We start from the raw sequence: 16,915 nt of genomic DNA on the forward strand, positions 1-16,915 counted from the left end.
GAACACGACCATCTGCAGAGGAATGTGCTTCTATGACTGATACACTGGAATTACTGATTCGCTCGGGAAATCCTTTCATCTCGATTGAGACCATGGACGAGCCGCGCGCACTCAAAGTCATTCAGGAAATCGCGCTGAAGTTAAAGAAACCGCTCTATGAATGGTCAACTACAGGCGGTTTATGCCGCGTAGAAGGGGGCCGCTTAAAATCGGCCACAGTCCCGGGAGGCAAGCCCGAACAGGCACTCAGCTTTATCCACCAGAATACTGACGAAGATATTTTCGTCTTCAAAGACCTCGGCGCGTACTGCCGCGACAGCGTCGTCAATCGTATGATGCGCGACTTGATGGAAACCTGCCGCACAAAAAAATCAACGTTCATCCTGATCGACGCCTTCCCACTGCCTGATGAAATCAAACGCTTCACAATCCGCTACGAACTGGGCTGGCCCACTACCGATGAACTCGCCGACGTCATCAAACAGACCTTCAACAAAATCAAAAAAGACAGTGACGCGAAAATCACCGCTCGTCTCACTCGCCGAGATATGGAGCAACTGGTGCTGACTCTACGGGGACTCAGTTGTAACGAAGTCGAACGCGTCATCAGTTCTGCTATTCTGCAGGATAATGACCTCGACGCCAGCGATCTTCCGTTGATCATTGAAGCCAAACGGACGCTGCTCGGCTCAACCGGCTGTCTTGAATCGATCGCCGTCGACGTCAAACCCGATGAAGTCGGCGGCCTGAATAAATTGAAAGACTGGCTGAAACTCAGGCGGGGTGGTTTCTCCAGAAAAGCCCAGGAGTTCGGCCTCGAACCACCTCGGGGCGTTTTGATGCTGGGAGTGCCCGGCTCGGGGAAAAGTTTATGTGCAAAGATGGTCGCGTCCGACTGGAATATGCCACTGCTCCGACTCGATCCGGGTATGCTCTACCAGAAATTTATCGGCGAAAGTGAAAGTCAGTTGCGGCAGGCACTCTCACAGGCCGAATCGATGGCACCCGTGATTTTGTGGATCGATGAAATTGAAAAAGCGTTCGCCTCGGCTTCCGCCTCATCCTCTGACGGCGGATTATCCAAACGCATGTTCGGCACACTGCTCGCCTGGATGCAGGATCATCGCCATCCGATTTTCATCATTGCCACCGCCAACGACATCTCGGCACTCCCGCCGGAACTCATGCGTAAAGGACGCTTCGACGAAGTCTTTTTCGTCGATCTCCCCAGCGCTGCCGCCCGCGAACAGATTTTGAAAATTCATCTCGAGCGCCGCAAACGAGACTCCGACCAGTTTGACATCCGCTCTCTAGCCGCGACGGCAGACGCCTTCACCGGCTCCGAACTCGAACAGGCTGTGATGTCGGGGCTATTCGCCGCCTTTTCGGAAAACGCGGAACTGGAAGATCGCCACATCGCTTCCGAAATTCAGAAAACCAAACCGCTGGCCGTTCTGATGAAAGAACGCATCGCCGATTTACGCCACTGGGCCAACAACCGTTGCGTCCCCGCCGATTAATAAATATGTTCGGCACGTTGTTTTTTTGCAACATGCATGTACAACATATTTTACTTTCGCAAAATTTCCGGCCAAATGCCATTTCTCGCAGCAACCAGTTGAAAATCCCTGTGAAATGCGGGACAATTAGACATTGTCGTATGCGCAAACTCCTGATTTCAATCTGAGGATATTTATGATCTCTCCCACCACTTACCGACGAGTTATCTATTCCGTCCTGGCTCTCTCTCTGGCCATCTATGCCTGCACCGTTGAAGCAGCCGACAAGGCCGAGAAAACAAACGAAGTCAAAATCAAAGACATCACTCTTAAAGTCCCCGCTTCCTGGAAAAGTGCCCCCCCTTCGAATAACCTCCGACTCGCACAGTTCGAAATTCCTGCCGTCAAAGGCGACAAAGAACCAGCCGAACTCGTGATCTCATCCTTCGGCGGGACCGGTGGTGGAGTCTCTGCCAACATCACACGCTGGATTGGCCAGTTTGCCAGTGAAGGTCGTAAAGTGAAAGTCACTCAAGGCGAATCCAAAGACGGCAAATACGTCTTCGCCGACCTGACAGGAACCTATAACAAATCGATCGGCCCTCCATTCCTGCGAAAAACCAAAGCCGTTCCCGATTCTCAAATGCTGGGCGTCATTCTGGCCGTTGAAGGCAAAGCCTACTACTTCCTCAAATTGACCGGCCCCAAGAAAACTGTTTCGTCTGTCGTAGACGAATTCCGCGCTTCTTTCGGTGCCAACGCCAAAGAGGAAAAGCCATTCGAACAATAACGAATGGCTGATTTTTTATTTGGCACACGAATTATTTGACTTTCTTAATTAACTTCCTCTCAAGACCGAATCTGTCCAGCACCATGATCAGCCAGCGCATCCTTTCATTCGGACTCAGGGGCATTCTGTCCCTGAGTGCTTTTTTACTTGCATGTCTCTTTCTCAACATGGCTAGCCAAAACCTGCTGGCTGAAGAAATTGATCCCGAAGAAGATGATTATCCGCCGGGACTGCTGGCAACGTATCAGGCGGGAGACAAAAGCGTACAACGCATTGACCCCGATATCGCCTTCGACTGGGGCCAACAGGCACCGCTGCCACAACTTCCTTCTGGCAATTTCTCCGTCAACTGGAACAGCCTGATTCTGGTGAAGCAACCCGGCCAATACCAGTTTTCCGCTTATCTCGAAGGGGACATCAAAGTCGAAATCGATGGCAAAACGGTTCTTGAAGGAAAACGGGAAACACCCGGCTGGGTCGTCGGCACCAAATACGATCAAAACTTCGGTGAATTCGATCTGCAAGTCTCCTACAAAAAAACGTCGCCGCAGGCACGGGTGCAACTCTTCTGGTCTTCCAATCGGTTTGGACTCGAACCGGTTCAAGCAAACCTCCTCTATCGCGAAGAAGGAAATCCCGAAGTCGCACAGATCTGGCGGGGACGCACTCACTTCGATGCCCATCGCTGCAATCGCTGTCACCAGCGCGAGGATCAACTCAGCAGCCCTGCCGCCCCCGATCTGACACAAGTTACCACCGCGCTCAACCCGGAATGGCTGCTCCACAAAATTCAAAATGACGATACCGTCGCCGCTCATGCTAAAATGCCCTTCTTCGGCTTTAACAAACAGCAAGCGGAAGCCATCGCCGCATATCTCTATGCGAACACGAAAACCGCATCCCTCAAGAAAATCCCGGCTGCGAAAAAAGATAAAAAGACAAAGAAAGCCCCCACGCGCGACGAAGAACAACGCGAAGGAGAAATCCTGATGCGGTCGGTCGGCTGTCTGGCCTGTCACACGATTGACGGCAAAGGCAACCAGCAACCCTTCAGTGGCGGCGATCTGAGCAGCATCGGCGACAAACGCAACGCAAACTGGCTGTATAACTGGCTCTCTGATCCGGGGAAACTCAACAAAGATCATCGCATGCCGGTGATCAAACTCAGCACCACCGAACGCCGCCAGCTCGCCTATGCACTCTCCGAATTGAAACAGGCAAAGCTTCCCGCTGGCAAGAAACCATCCAGCGATAAAAAGACCATCGCCGCCGGCAAAAAACTGATTACCCAAGCCCGCTGTGCCGCCTGCCATACGATTCCCGGCATCGATAAACCGACACAACAAATCGCCGATCTCTCGAAAACAGTGGCCAACTGGGACAACTCCTGCCTGGCAGAAACACCCGATCTCAAACAGGGCCGTCCCGCCTATCGCAGCATCGATCGCGACGCCGTCAAAGCGTATCTCAAGTCCAGCTTCAACGCACCTTCACCGGAAAATGATTTCGACCGTGGTCGCTATGTCCTTGAACAGCGCAACTGCATTTACTGTCATGAACGGGACAAACACGAAGGCATCACCCAGATCGCCGGCCAAATGGCGAAGTTCGATCCCGCCCTCGCCGGACAGAGTGAAGGCATGATTCCCCCGGCACTCACCGCTGTTGGCGACAAACTCAAACACGAAGCCCTCTCCGAAGCCGTCAGTGGCGAACAGAAGAAAATTCGCATGCCCTGGCTCCGTGTTCGCATGCCCCGCTTCCAGCACACCAAGGCTGACAAAGATGCGTTACTCAATTATCTCGTCGCCCATGATCTGGTTCCCGATAACGGTCCACGCCAGCCCGATTTTATGATCGACTCTTCAGATCAAAACCGCGCCCAACTGCTCATCGCCGGCCAGACTATCACCGGTGCCAAAGGCTTCAGTTGTATTTCGTGTCACGTACTGGGTGAATACAAACCCCGTAACGTCGCCCTCGGCACACGCGGTTCCGACCTGCTGATGCTGGGCAATCGGATGCGCAAAGAATACTTCCTCCGCTGGGTACATAATCCATTGCGCATCGTACCCGGCATGGAGATGCCCGCGCTCAAGAAAAGTGTTCCCAAAGTATTGGGCGGCGATATTAACCGCCAGCTCGATGCGATCTGGCTCGGCCTGAATGATCCCCAGTTTAAAGTTCCCACGAATCCCTCGGTCGTCGAACAGTTCTTCACTATCGCAGTCGGCGAACCCGCGCGAATCGTACGCGATGTCTTTACCAATCCCAAAGAGACCGGCGGCGGATATGTGCCCCGCGCGTTCGCAATGGGCTTTGACAACGGGCATAACCTGCTGTTCGACCTCGATCAATTCTCAATCGTGCAATGGACGCTGGGCGATTTAGCCCGCCAGCGCACCGAAGGCAAAAGCTGGTACTGGGACATGGCCGGCTCCCCGATTATTTCAGGCTACGAACGGGGGCAAGAATTTGCACTCGCCAAAACCGGCAAAGAACCAAAGTCCGTGATTTACCCTCACGTCCAGAACGGCAGAGCAGGCACGCTTCGCAGTTATGAATCAGCGGGTAATCGGATTACGCTGAACTATGAACTCACTTTCAAAATGGGTAACAAGGTCAGAACTGTCGCCGTCGCAGATTCCTTCCAGACTCTTCCGGGAACAGAAAATCAGACCGGCTGGCAGAGAACGATCAAAGCCATCAATGTGCCGGAAGGCTATGATCTGTATGTCGGACGCCCCCGCTTCTCCCAAAGCATCGGCGATCCAAAGATCACCGACCCGGCACACCCCGATGCGAAATGGATGCATATCTCTGACAACAATTCCCACGAATACATCAAATCGAACAGTCAGGCAGGCAATGCTTCACTGACACTCGATTATCTCTGCAATCTCAAAGCAGATGCCCTGCAGGTTAAAACCAAACCCAAGCCAAAACCGGAACTGCAAACCGTCACCAGTGCCCCCGGCTTTGACGGCGTGCGACTTCCCCTGGATGGGGGCATTATGCCCACCGCCCTCGCCTGGCGCGACGACGGCACACTGATCTTCACCTCGCTCAAAGGGGACGTCTATCTGGCAAAAGACACCGACGGTGACGGTGTAGAGGACGAACTGACACTTTTCGAAGAAGGCCTCTCTGCTCCGTTCGGCATCATCGCCGACGGCAGCGATATTATCGTTTCTCACAAACCCGAAGTCATTCGTCTGTCTGACACCAACGGCGACGGCAGAGCCGACAAACGCACCATCGTTGCCACCGGCTGGGGCTTTAACGACAACTATCATGACTGGGCCACCGGCTGCATTCGTGACAGTCAAGGAAATCTCTACGTCGGCTTAGGCAGCGATTACGCCCAAATGAAACGTCCCGACAACCAGATCCACTGGCGCGGCAAGATTCTCAAAATCACCTATAACGGCAATATCGAAGTCGTTGGAAACGCCTTCCGGTATCCAACGGGCCTCGCGATCAACTCCCAAGACGAAATCTACATTTCCGATCAACAGGGCGTGCAAAACACCTTCAACGAGATCAATTTCCTGATCCCCGGCAAAGCGTACGGCGTGCCCAGTCAATCGGATCTGCGCAATAAAGAAAATTTGAAAGAGACCCGCGCCGCCATTCAGGTGCCTCATCCCTGGACCCGTAGCGTCAACGGCTTAACCTGCATTCCCAAACAGTTCCCGTATGCCAGCCTGTTCGATCAGGGACTCGGCTGCGAATACAATCAGCGATTCCTGATCCGCTTCACGACGCAAAAAGTCGGCGATTCCGTTCAAGGCGCGACCTACTACTTCACCCGTGCCGACGTGCCTCCCGATGAGCATAACTTCGCGGGCCCCATGTCGGTCGCCGTCAGCCCCAAGGGCGACATCTACGTCGGCAGCATTCACGACAGCGGCTGGCTCGGCGGACAGAACACCGGTTCGATCGTGAAACTGACCCCCAACGGCAAACTACCGAACGGCATCAAAGAACTCCGCGCGACCCCCGATGGTTTCGAGCTCGAATTCTTCAAACCGGTCGACGCCAAGAAAGCCGCCGACAAAGGTGCTTACACAATCGCCGGCTACACCCGCGTCTGGAGCGGCAGCTATGCCAGCCCCGACAGCGGCCGGTATAAAGTCGAAGTAGAAGGTGTCACCATTTCCGACGACAAGAAAACGGTTCGCCTGAAAGTGAATGAGCTGAAAGAAAAGTTCGTCTACGAAGTCAACTGCCAGCAGATCGGCACAGGAGATGAAAAACTCTTCCCGGTCACTGGACACTACTCAATGAACCGGATTCCGCAGTAATCGGAAACAGGTCTGGAATGTTAATTTCCCAGACATTCGGTTGATCGTTTGTTGCAGAATACGTCTTAGTAACTGGATTTGTAAGAAGTCCACGAATCTCCTTGAGTTCTGAAGGGGTCTTATCTACCACCATTGATGGATCTATTTCCAGCCTCTTAAAGGGAGAAACGATTAATCCGCGAGCCGGTATTCCGTAGTAACCGAAATCATACCCTGATTGTTCAAAGTGTATGGTCTTTATCGACTCCATGGAATTGATCTCGGTTACTTTACTGAGGTCGTTCTTCTGTATGAGGTAAATCGTTGGTGCCTGATACTGACCTTGCAGAAATTCCACAGTCGGGGACCAGACCAACTTTTCCAGTTCAATCTTTTCAATGCTCCCATCTGCTGAAAGAGTACAGGGAGCTGCTCGGTTCTTCTTCACATCAAACAGATATACGCACTTCACAGACTCCTGGCCCAAGTCACGCCGATAGACCCAGGAGCGGCCCTGTATTTCTTGAAGTGAAAACGAGACGTAGTCTTTTTTCTTCTCCAAGCCGTTTATTAGAGATCGAAAATCACAGAGCAGATAATAATCTTCCTCGGGTATATTCTGCCAGTTGACCTGAAATTGAACTTCCACTTTTTTTGGAGCACCAGCCGGGCAGACAATGGTCTGCTCATATTTTCGCCCGGGAATCGTGGTGATCTGCTCTGGTTGGTGAGTTCCCCCCCAGGGAGCTTTGAGATTCAAGACATACTCGCCCCAGGGCAGCTTACCAAAGTCCAGCAATCCCATTTCATCACTGACGGCATCAACAGTAAAAATCACGTTGTTGCTCTCATATTTAGCCAGTGTCCCTTCAAATCCCACAGCCGGCTCGTCCTTGCTGCCATCCTGTACCAGTTGGAACTGAATCTCATGCAGATCTCCTGACGCCTCTACCGACGATCGCTCCTGTGCCTGCTTGAACTGCTCCAGCATCTGCAGATTGAACGCCCGACTTTCCTGCATCATCGTCCAGGCAATCCCTACCACAGCAATGCAACACACCGCCATCACAGTAGATATACCTGTCAGTATACGTTGCGACATCATTTTCTCCTGCATCGCGTCCAGCCAGAGCTGACGGGCGATTTTGATCGGATCACCGAATTGATTTAACACGCGTTGTTTTGCGGTCTGTTCGTCCGAATTCTTCAACAACTCTCGATTCAAGGCGCACGCAAAGTGGTCTGTGAGTTCATCGATAATATCCTGCCGGAGCGACGACGGTTCGTCGTCGCGCTTCGGTGGAAAATCTTCGATGCTGATCTCAGGCCAGGCCACTCGCTCTTCCTTTTTCAAACAGACGTTGCATTCCGATTAGCAGCTCACAATGAGACATTCTTCACTGAACCGGATTCTCTCGTAATCGGATATAGATCTGGAATACTAATTTCCCAGACGTTGGGTTTGTCTATCTTCGATGTAGAATAGGTCTTAGTGACAGGATATATAAGAAATCCATGAATCTCCTTTAGTTCTGAAGGGGTCTTATCTACCACCATTGATGGATCTATTTCGAGTTTCTTAAAGGGAGAAACGATTAATCCAGCAAATGGTAACCCATAGTTCGCTTCAGGTATTTCAATACTGTTCTGATAAAACCGTATGGCTTTTATCGACTCTATGGAATTGATGTCAGCTAATTTACTGAGTTCGTTCTTCTGTAGCAGATAAATCGTTGGTGCCCGATACTGTCCTTGCAGAATTTCTACTGTAGGTGACCAGATGATTGATTCCAAATCCATCTGTTCAATACTTCCGTCTGCAGCGAGAGTACAGGGAGTCGCTTGGTTCTTTTTCACATCAATCAAATACACATTCTGCCTGGACTCAAGACTCAGATCATGCGAATAGATCCAAGCCCGGTCACCGATCTCTTGAGTTGAATTCAAGCTGTACTCTTTGAGTTTCTTCGATTGGTCGTATTGTTGAAATCGAAAATCACACAACAAGTAATAATCTTCTCCCGTTGGCTTGTTTTGCCAGTTGACTTCAAATTGCACCGCAACGTCCTCTGGTGCTTTCGCGGGACAGGTGATGGTCTTTTCAAACTTTCTGCCGGGTATTGTTGTTATCTGAATGACATTAGCAACAAACTCTCCCCAGGGAGCTTTAAATGACACATAATATTTACCCCAGGGAAGTTTCCCGAAATCCAGTTTTCCTGTTTCATCACTCATGGCCTCAACACTGAATTCAATTTTCTGGCCTTCATATTTCATCAAATTCCCCTTAAAACCAGCTGCTGGTTTGCCGCCTTCCCTTTCCTGAACCAGTTGAAAAACAATTGGATTCATCTCCTGCGCACTGGACTCGGCCGCCTGCTCTGCTTTCAACTGCTCCAGTTGCTTGAGAATCTGCTGGTTCATCTGCATCGCCCCCGCATCGCGAGGCTGCTCCTCCAGAGCTGAAAGCCGTTCCAGCATCTTCAAGTTAACCTGTTCGCTCTTTTTCATCATTGACCAGGCAATTCCCACCACAGCCAGACAGCATACGGCCATGACGGCGGAGATCCCCACCAGAATACGTTGAGACATGATTTTCTCCTGCATTGCGTCCAGCCAAAGCTGACGGGCGATTTTGACGGGATTGCCGAATTGATTGATTACACGTTGTTTTGCCGTCTGCTCGTCTGGATTCTTCAATAACTCTCGATTCAGGGCACAGGCAAAGTGATCGGTAAGTTCATCGATGATATCCTGCCGGAGCGACGACGGTTCATCGTCACGCTCGGGTGGAAAATCGTCGATGCTGATCTCAGGCCAGGCCACTTGGTACTCCTAATATATGATTCACGGGAAAGTAAGTGATTCTAAAACACCCCTTAACCAGCCCCATTACGTCCTCCTAGTGCTCCCCCACTACCTTCTTGTACCCCTTCAGGTATTTTCAATAACTCCAGATCAGGTAAATTAATTTCCCAAATATTTTGATCGTTTTTTGAAGCAGTAAATCTAATCTGATTTGGTAATACGATTCCATCCGCTTCATTTGATTTGACAATCATTTTCATGGGATCATCGGGGTTGGGTAATCGCGTTTTATTCTTAAAAGGAACAAAGAACATGGAAGTGGCATTAAAACCGGTATTGTCATATAACGCTCTCGTATACGTAATTATTTGACCTGTCTTCAAATTCATGATCCGATTAAATTCATGCCTCTTAATTTCCGAAAGTTTAGATAAATCACTTTTCTGGATCAGATAAATATAAGACAAGACATACTCTCCATAACTTAATTTGATCGATGTTTTTTCATTTAAAGCAGTGAGAGCAAGATTGATAAATTCTCCCTTTTGATTTAAAGGACATTGACTGATCTCATTTTTTTCATTGAGAAGATAGACACCTGTTGTATTTTTTTTTTGATTTCGAACATAGTACCAAGAATCATTTTGAATAACCCGAGCACTTTTAAGGCGGAATTGGTCTGGATTCGAGGGAAAAGGTATTTCACGAAAGTCACAGAGCAAAAAATAATCATCAGACTTTAACTCTACAGGCCAGTTCACTTTGATCTGGACGGGAACTTTTTCCGGAGCAGCTGACGGACACGCAATCGTCTCAATATATTTTCGTCCTGGAATCGCAGTGAATTCGAACTGCATTCCAATTGATTCCCAATTGGAATTATGCTCCCCCCACGGCGATTGCAGGCTTAGTTCATATTTTCCCCAGGGAAGTTTTCCAAAATTGAGTTTCCCTGACTCATCACTCACATCTTCCACCGTAAACTGATCAGTTTGTGTTCCAGTTTTTGTCAATTTCCCAACAAAACCGATGGCCGGTTTTTTGTCTTTGTTGTCCTGAACCAGTTGAAACGAGATCTGACTCATTTCATCAGTGACAGAACTAATTTGGGCTGGTTGCGGCCGATCCGTAATCGACGCCAATTGCTCCAGCATTTTCAGATTCAGACTTTCATTCTGTTTCATCATCGACCAGACTAATCCGACTACGATAAAGCCGCACACGGCCATCGCAACAGAAACGCCCGTCATAATACGTTGTGACATGATTTTTTCCTTCATCGCATCCAGCCAGAGTTGGCGGGCAATTTTGATGGGATCGCCGAATTGATTTAATACGCGTTGTTTCGCTGTCTGTTCGTCTGGATTCTTCAATAATTCTCGATTCAAAGCGCACGCAAAATGGTCTGTGAGTTCATCGATGATATCCTGCCGGAGCGACGACGGTTCATCGTCGCGCTCGGGGGGAAAATCGTCGATGCTAATCTCAGGCCAGGCCACTTGGAATTCCTTATACAATCACACAGCAAAAAAGTCTCAGTCTCACTAAAAAGAACGACTCGCGGAAACGGATTCCTCAGTGAAGGGATTTAGCTCAGGAATGGTGATTTTCCAGACATTCGGTTGTGTCTCTGAAGCATCGAAGCGGATTGCCTCCTGAAACTGAATCCCTTTGATCTTCTCCTGGACCTGACCATATTTGTTCTCAAATAATTTTTGAACCCGTGGTTCAATTTTCAAATCCTCAAAAGGAGATACCAACATCCGTGGTCCTGCATATCGTGTTCCGTAGCTCTTTACCCCGTGTGAATTACCGACCTGAATCACTCTGAAATATTCCAATTGATTGAGCTGAGACAACTTGGACAGATCCTCTTTCTGTAACAGATAAATCGCGGGATCTTCGTATACTCCCGCTTCCATTTTTACCGAGTCCTGCAGTTTGAATTGCTCAGGATCAAGATCAACAAACATTCCATGCTCATTGAGCGGACATGTAATCACCTGATTTGTTTTGACATCAATCAGATAGACTCCTTGTTCGGGATGATCGGTCAGGTCGTGGGAGAAATACCAGTTCCAACTGCCAATCTTTCGCGGCGTGACCAGGCGAAACGAGTCCTGCTCTCGGGAGGGAAGCCGATTTCGAAAATCACATAACAGGTAGCCTGGCTCTGTGTCGGGCTTTTCCGTCCAGTCGACTTCAAACGTAACGGACACGTTCTGTGGTGCTTGAGCGGGGCAAGCAATCGTCTCCTCATACTCTCGTCCCGGGATTGTTGAAATCATTTGTGATCTCAGAGACTCTCCCCATGGGGCGGTTAAAGTCAATTGATACTGCCCCCAGGGCAGACGTTTAAAATTGAGTCTGCCCTTTTCATCGCTGACCGCATTCACCGTGAATGTGTCGGTCTTGCTGCCCCGCTTGAGAAGTTGACCGGTAAACCCCCTCGCCGGCTTTGCCCCTTCTCCAGACTGTACCAGCTGAAAGGTAATAGGGCTCAATAAATCCGAAATCGAACCGGCCTGGCCGATCTGCCTCTGGTTTAATTGCTCCAGTTGTTTCAAAATTTGTTGATCCACGTTCGACGTTGTGGCTGGTTGAGGACGCTCCGCTAGTACCGCCATCTGTTCCAGCATTTTCAGGTTCAGACTTTCTCCCTGTTTCATCATCGACCAGGCAATTCCTACCACGGCAATACAGCAAACAGCCGCTACTACAGAGACTCCGGTCAGAATACGTTGTGACATGATTTTCTCCTTCATTTCGTCCAGCCAGAGTTGGCGGGCAACTTTGATGGGGTCGCCGAATTGATTGAGTACGCGTTGTTTTGCAGTCTGTTCGTCTGTGTTTTTTAAAAACTCCCGATTCAAGGCACACACGAAGTGATCGCTGAGTTCATCGATAATATCCTGCCGGAGCGACGACGGTTCATCATCTCGCTGGGGAGGAAAATCTTCGATACTGATTTCAGGCCAGGCCACTTTGTGCTCCCAGAATCCGATCGATGGCGGAGGAGAACTGCTTCCATTCCTGCCGTTTTTCGTTCAAGGCTTTCTGTCCCTGGATCGTCAGCTCGTAATACTTCCGCCTGCGACCATCGACTTCCCGCCAGAACGATTTCAACAGTTTTTTACGCTGCATTTTGTGCAACGCCGGGTAGAGGCTCCCCTCTTTCAACTCGAATTCATTCGACGAGCGGTTGGTCACCTGCTGTGTAATTTCATAACCATACGTGGGCCCTTCGGAAACCAATTCCAGAATGAGCATCTCCAGTGTGCCTGCAAATAATTGGGAATTCATCGTATTTACTCCAATACATAGGATGACTACATAACCAATATATAGCCGCCCTAGGTATTAACTGTCAAGAAGATTTTTTGAGATTGGAAAAATAGAGTGTTAAGTGTCGCTGTGTCTGCTGGTACCACAGAGCGCAGCAAACATCACGAAAACAGAAAATTGTAGCGACTGTCTTAAAAATTCAGGAATTTCTCACGTTTGCCTCCCATTGTTTTCCTTCTTTGACCATGGTGTTGAGAATGATGAGCAGTTTGCGCATGGCAGCCACGAGTGCGACCATTTTCGGTTTTCCGTTTTTGACGAGCCGTTTATAGAACGCACTGATGATCGGGTTGTGCCTCAAGGCCACTACGGTGGGCATGTACAATCCGTTCCGGATCCGGACTCGTCCTCCGCCAATCGTCCGTCTTCCTCTCAAGGTTCCGCTGTCACGGTTCGTGGGAGCGACACCGACTAACCGTGAGATCTGTTTCCGATTCAGGCTCCCCAGTTCCGGCAGATCTGAGATGAGCAGAGTTGCCGTGATACTGGCGATGCCTGGTACCGATTGCAGGATTTTCGAACGTTTACGGGACTCCTCGTCGGCGTCAATCAGTGCCTTCAGTTCCTTCTCGATCAGCCTGAGCTGTTCTTTGTGGAAAGCAATGGATTGTTCAATCATCTTGATGACGTCCTGGTCCACAATGGTCTCCAGACGGTTCTTTTCCTGGATGATCATCTTGCTGGTCTGTTCCCGGCGAGAAGTAAATTCACGCATTTTCTGCTGGGCCTCTGTTAAAGGGGGAGTGAGCCGTGGGTCCATCACCTCGGCATATTCCCTGATGATGCGCGCGTCAATCTCATCGGTTTTGGCCAGTTGATTCTTCGCTCGGGCAAAGTCCCGGATCAGTCGGGGATTGACAACCGAAACAGGAATCTGGTGCTTGTGCAGACAGGCAACCAGCCTGTTTTCCCAGCCGCCGGTTGCTTCCAGACAAACTCGTTTTGGCTGAAGCTTCATGAGTGTGGCGATTAACTTTTTTCTCCCGGCTGGTGTGTTCTTGTAAACAACGGACTTGGAACGATCTGGGAAACTGACATCAAACTTGGCTTTTGAAATATCAATTCCAACGTCTTCTGTGTTATGCTGATGCATGCTAAGGCCCTTCCTTGCAAATACGAGCTGGTGGTGGTGCACCGCTCTGGCGACTGTACGGGTTAAGGCATGAGAAGCGAGTGGCGATCCAGCTACAACTCGGTCTTTAAGACCAGGGGCGGACACGATCTGACACTCGCCACCAATGTTTCCCGCCTTTAAAGGCGGGAAACATTGGCTTTATCTGCCTATCAAAACAAAGAACTCTAGACAGTCAAGAGCAGATACAAGGGCGGACCCATGTGTCCGCCCGCCTGGTCGGATTCGAATTTGATCAAGACACCGAGGGAACCGGTGAAAACGTTTCGAAAGTCGTCTAACAAACCACGTCGATATGCGGGTAGACACATGGGTCTACCCCTACAATTTTTTATTCGAACAATTGTTACCAGTTCCTGCGTTTGCGCTGCCACTTCCTGTTGCCTGCGGCAATCCCGAATTGCATTCGGGACCACCCGATCCCACTGCTTTTTTCGTGTGGTTTGGTGCTTTTCGTGGTAGTAAATTTGGAAACAGATCACACTAAAGTCTGCCAATGCCGGCTTGTCCGACAGTGTTGGGGAGTACCTTCTCCGGTTCCTTCGGAAGCGTGTCTCTACTTTGAATCTCGCCAGGCGGGTTGGCACATAGACCAACCCCTACAATTCTGGATGCGGGCGGTTGTTATGAATTATGATGACGATTCAACCCGTCCCGCGTTGGCACAGAATTGAAAGTAAACTTCTTCGGCTTTTAATAACTGGTCGATCTCAACCCATTCATCGACCGTGTGCGCCTGGGCGATGGAACCGGGGCCGAATACCATTGCGGGCACGCCCCCCTGATTCACGCGGGCTGCGTGTGTGCCGTAGGGAACGCCGACCTTTTTATGATCGGGGTCTACCGTGTCGATGACCGACAACAGGCGGTCACTCCACTCGCCATTATTATGATCGGAGAGCGAAACACCGGTAATCCACGGGGGCAACATTTCGAATTCGAACGGCAGTTTCTCTTTCAAGAATGCTTCCACCTGATGCATCACATCGATGCCATCTTCTCCCGGAATCACCCGGCGGTCGATTTCAATCGTGCAGCAGTCGGGCACAATGTTAACACTCTCTCCCCCTTCAATCACGCCCACACTCAACGTTGGTGGGCCGCACAGCGGGTGTGCTTCGCGCTGTGATAATTCTTCCGCATGTTCCTGAAGTGCCTTCAGCACATCAGCCATCCGGTAAATGGCGTTGATACCATCTTTGGGTTGTGAACTGTGGCAGGCCTTGCCTGTGGTTTTGATTTTCCAACGTGTTGCCCCGCGATGTGCGACGACAATATCCAGCATCGTCGGCTCAGCAACGAGCCCCAAATCAGGAGGCTCTGTCAAAATCTGGCTCAAACCCGACGGTTCCTCCCACAAGTTGACCAGATGCTCAATTCCTTTGACCGTCGCTTCTTCATCACAGGTACAAGACAGAATCACATTGGCCGCATCGGGGGGATCTTCCTGAACCAGCCGGGTAAACGCCATCAGCATTGACGCCATGCCCCCTTTGACATCACAGGCACCGCGTCCAAAAATCTTGCCGTCCTTTTCGGTCCCTTCAAACGGGGGAACAATCATGCCTTCGACGGGAACCGTATCCTGATGCACGTCCATCAAAATCGTCGGCACTCCCGGCTTCACTTTTGTGCGTGCGATCACATTATTCCGGCCGGGGACCACTTCAATCGATTCATATTCGACGCCCAGTTCCGCAAAATAGTCACACAGGAACTGAGTCAGTTTTCCCTCGAAATAAATCTCTCCCGAAACATCGCGGCCCATCGGATTGACGCTGGGAATGGAGATCAGTTTTTTTAACAGCCGGACGGCATCCATTGAAATTAAATCCTCTAATCAAGCTGATTCTAGACTCTTTTGGGATTGAGCTCGCTTTATTTTCCTGTAATCAGTGTCCCTCATGAGCAGCTTGATTTCTACTGATACAGCAATCCGATTCTTCAGAAGGTTGAATTTTATGGAGCAAAAAGGCTCTAATGGAAGATTGAGACTTTCCTCTTTACACTGACCTCTTTCTCCAAGGAGACTCTGATGCGAAAAATAGTAAGCTGGACTGCCGCTGCAGCCATGATGTTATCCATGTCTGTTTTGACTCAGGCCGAGAAAAATTCCGAAATCCCCGGCATTGGCCCTGTGGGAAAACCGGTTAAAGTGTTTACCGATTTCAAATTCACCGAAGGTCCCGCCTTTGACTTGAAGGGTAACCTGTATTTCACAGATATCCCGGACAACAAGATCTACAAAGTCGATTCCAAAGGAAAACTCTCGGTCTTTCTGGAACCGTCAAATCATTGCAACGGCCTGATGCTGGATGGCGCGAATAATCTGCTGGCCTGTGAAATGGACGGGCGTCTCGTGAGCATCAATCTGAAAAACAAAAAAGTCACTCCCCTGACATCAGAATATCAGGGAAAACGCTATAACGCCCCGAATGACCTCGTGGTTGACCGTACAGGTGGCGTTTATTTTACCGACCCGCACTTCCGGGCTCCCGAGCCGCTGCCTCAGGAGAAAGTCGCCGTTTACTATCGCTCTGCCGATGGCAAGGTGACTCGTCTGGCAGACGATTTGAAAGCCCCCAACGGCGTGATTCTTTCTCCCGACGAAAAAACACTGTACGTGATTCCGAGTATGCAGAAAGAAATGTGGGCCTACCCCGTCACTGGCCCCGGCAAAGTTGGCAAAGGCCGCGTGTTCTGCACTCTGAAACAGGAACCAGGCTATAAAGAACCGGGACGCGGCGGAGACGGCCTGACCGTTGATACCAACGGGAATCTTTATATCACGTCAGGCCTAGGCCTCCAGGTATTTTCACCCGCAGGCAAATTACTGGGCATTATCGAAGTCCCTGAAAAGCCAGCGAACGTGACCTTCGGCGGCAAAGACAATTCAAGCCTGTTCATTACCGCACGCAATTCGCTGTATCGCATCGATACCAAAGCCAAAGGACACAGGTTCCCCGGCAAGTCTTCCTGATACCGGCAATGCAACTGATAAGACTTGTTACGGCTGGTTCGATAATACATGAATCAGAATAAATCAAACGCTGGT

General features: G+C 50.0%; 11 protein-coding genes. 4 read left to right on the forward strand and 7 right to left on the reverse strand.

The window, feature by feature from the left end; genetic code table 11:
* Positions 1-32: 32 nt before the first annotated feature.
* The 3 genes from Enr17x_RS21750 (at position 33) to Enr17x_RS21760 (ending at position 6,596) form a co-directional block, all read left to right on the forward strand.
* On the forward strand, positions 33-1,520 hold the full coding sequence (locus Enr17x_RS21750) for an AAA family ATPase (RefSeq protein ID WP_145311797.1): 1,488 nt from the start codon (positions 33-35) through the stop codon (positions 1,518-1,520).
* 175 nt (positions 1,521-1,695) lie between these two features.
* A complete protein-coding gene (locus Enr17x_RS21755; protein ID WP_145311798.1) occupies positions 1,696-2,289 on the forward strand; it encodes a hypothetical protein in 594 nt (197 codons plus the stop codon).
* Positions 2,290-2,456: 167 nt separating this feature from the next.
* Positions 2,457-6,596, forward strand: a complete 4,140-nt coding sequence (locus Enr17x_RS21760) for a DUF7133 domain-containing protein (RefSeq protein WP_198000729.1) — start codon at positions 2,457-2,459, stop codon at positions 6,594-6,596.
* On the opposite strand, the gene Enr17x_RS21765 is transcribed toward Enr17x_RS21760, so the two are convergent.
* The 7 genes from Enr17x_RS21765 to Enr17x_RS21795 all read right to left on the reverse strand — a co-directional run bounded on the left by Enr17x_RS21765 (position 6,559) and on the right by Enr17x_RS21795 (position 15,682).
* Positions 6,559-7,911: a DUF1700 domain-containing protein gene (locus Enr17x_RS21765; RefSeq protein WP_145311800.1), complete on the reverse strand. Its 1,353-nt coding sequence runs from the start codon at positions 7,909-7,911 to the stop codon at positions 6,559-6,561. The two genes, Enr17x_RS21760 and Enr17x_RS21765, sit on opposite strands and share 38 nt — an antisense overlap.
* A gap of 44 nt (positions 7,912-7,955) precedes the next feature.
* Positions 7,956-9,401: a hypothetical protein gene (locus tag Enr17x_RS21770; protein ID WP_145311801.1), complete on the reverse strand. Its 1,446-nt coding sequence runs from the start codon at positions 9,399-9,401 to the stop codon at positions 7,956-7,958.
* Positions 9,402-9,454: 53 nt separating this feature from the next.
* The gene (locus Enr17x_RS21775) at positions 9,455-10,756 is read right to left on the reverse strand and encodes a hypothetical protein (RefSeq protein ID WP_145311802.1); all 1,302 of its coding nucleotides are present in this window, start codon (positions 10,754-10,756) and stop codon (positions 9,455-9,457) included.
* A 171-nt stretch (positions 10,757-10,927) separates the two neighbouring features.
* On the reverse strand, positions 10,928-12,367 hold the full coding sequence (locus Enr17x_RS21780) for a hypothetical protein (RefSeq protein ID WP_145311803.1): 1,440 nt from the start codon (positions 12,365-12,367) through the stop codon (positions 10,928-10,930).
* Positions 12,354-12,686, reverse strand: a complete 333-nt coding sequence (locus Enr17x_RS21785) for a PadR family transcriptional regulator (RefSeq protein WP_145311804.1) — start codon at positions 12,684-12,686, stop codon at positions 12,354-12,356. The genes Enr17x_RS21780 and Enr17x_RS21785 overlap by 14 nt, the downstream gene beginning before the upstream one ends.
* 181 nt (positions 12,687-12,867) lie before the next feature.
* Positions 12,868-13,821: an IS110 family RNA-guided transposase gene (locus Enr17x_RS21790; protein WP_145311805.1), complete on the reverse strand. Its 954-nt coding sequence runs from the start codon at positions 13,819-13,821 to the stop codon at positions 12,868-12,870.
* A 670-nt stretch (positions 13,822-14,491) separates the two neighbouring features.
* Positions 14,492-15,682, reverse strand: coding sequence for a M20 family metallopeptidase (locus Enr17x_RS21795; RefSeq protein WP_145311806.1), 1,191 nt, complete (start codon positions 15,680-15,682; stop codon positions 14,492-14,494).
* Positions 15,683-15,895: 213 nt separating this feature from the next.
* Between Enr17x_RS21795 and Enr17x_RS21800 the strand changes: the two genes are divergently transcribed.
* Positions 15,896-16,840, forward strand: a complete 945-nt coding sequence (locus tag Enr17x_RS21800; RefSeq protein ID WP_145311807.1) for an SMP-30/gluconolactonase/LRE family protein — start codon at positions 15,896-15,898, stop codon at positions 16,838-16,840.
* The last annotated feature ends 75 nt before the right edge of the window (positions 16,841-16,915 follow it).

The organism is Gimesia fumaroli (assembly GCF_007754425.1).
Classification (GTDB): domain Bacteria; phylum Planctomycetota; class Planctomycetia; order Planctomycetales; family Planctomycetaceae; genus Gimesia; species Gimesia fumaroli.

Bases quoted from the DNA above. Each gene is read 5' to 3' on its own strand.
- Enr17x_RS21750 (WP_145311797.1), top strand. From the start codon at position 33: ATGACTGATACACTGGAATTACTGATTCGCTCGGGAAATCCTTTCATC.
- Enr17x_RS21755 (WP_145311798.1), top strand. From the start codon at position 1,696: ATGATCTCTCCCACCACTTACCGACGAGTTATCTATTCCGTCCTGGCT.
- Enr17x_RS21760 (WP_198000729.1), top strand. From the start codon at position 2,457: ATGGCTAGCCAAAACCTGCTGGCTGAAGAAATTGATCCCGAAGAAGAT.
- Enr17x_RS21785 (WP_145311804.1), bottom strand. From the start codon at position 12,686: ATGAATTCCCAATTATTTGCAGGCACACTGGAGATGCTCATTCTGGAA.
- Enr17x_RS21790 (WP_145311805.1), bottom strand. From the start codon at position 13,821: ATGCATCAGCATAACACAGAAGACGTTGGAATTGATATTTCAAAAGCC.
- Enr17x_RS21795 (WP_145311806.1), bottom strand. From the start codon at position 15,682: ATGGATGCCGTCCGGCTGTTAAAAAAACTGATCTCCATTCCCAGCGTC.
- Enr17x_RS21800 (WP_145311807.1), top strand. From the start codon at position 15,896: ATGCGAAAAATAGTAAGCTGGACTGCCGCTGCAGCCATGATGTTATCC.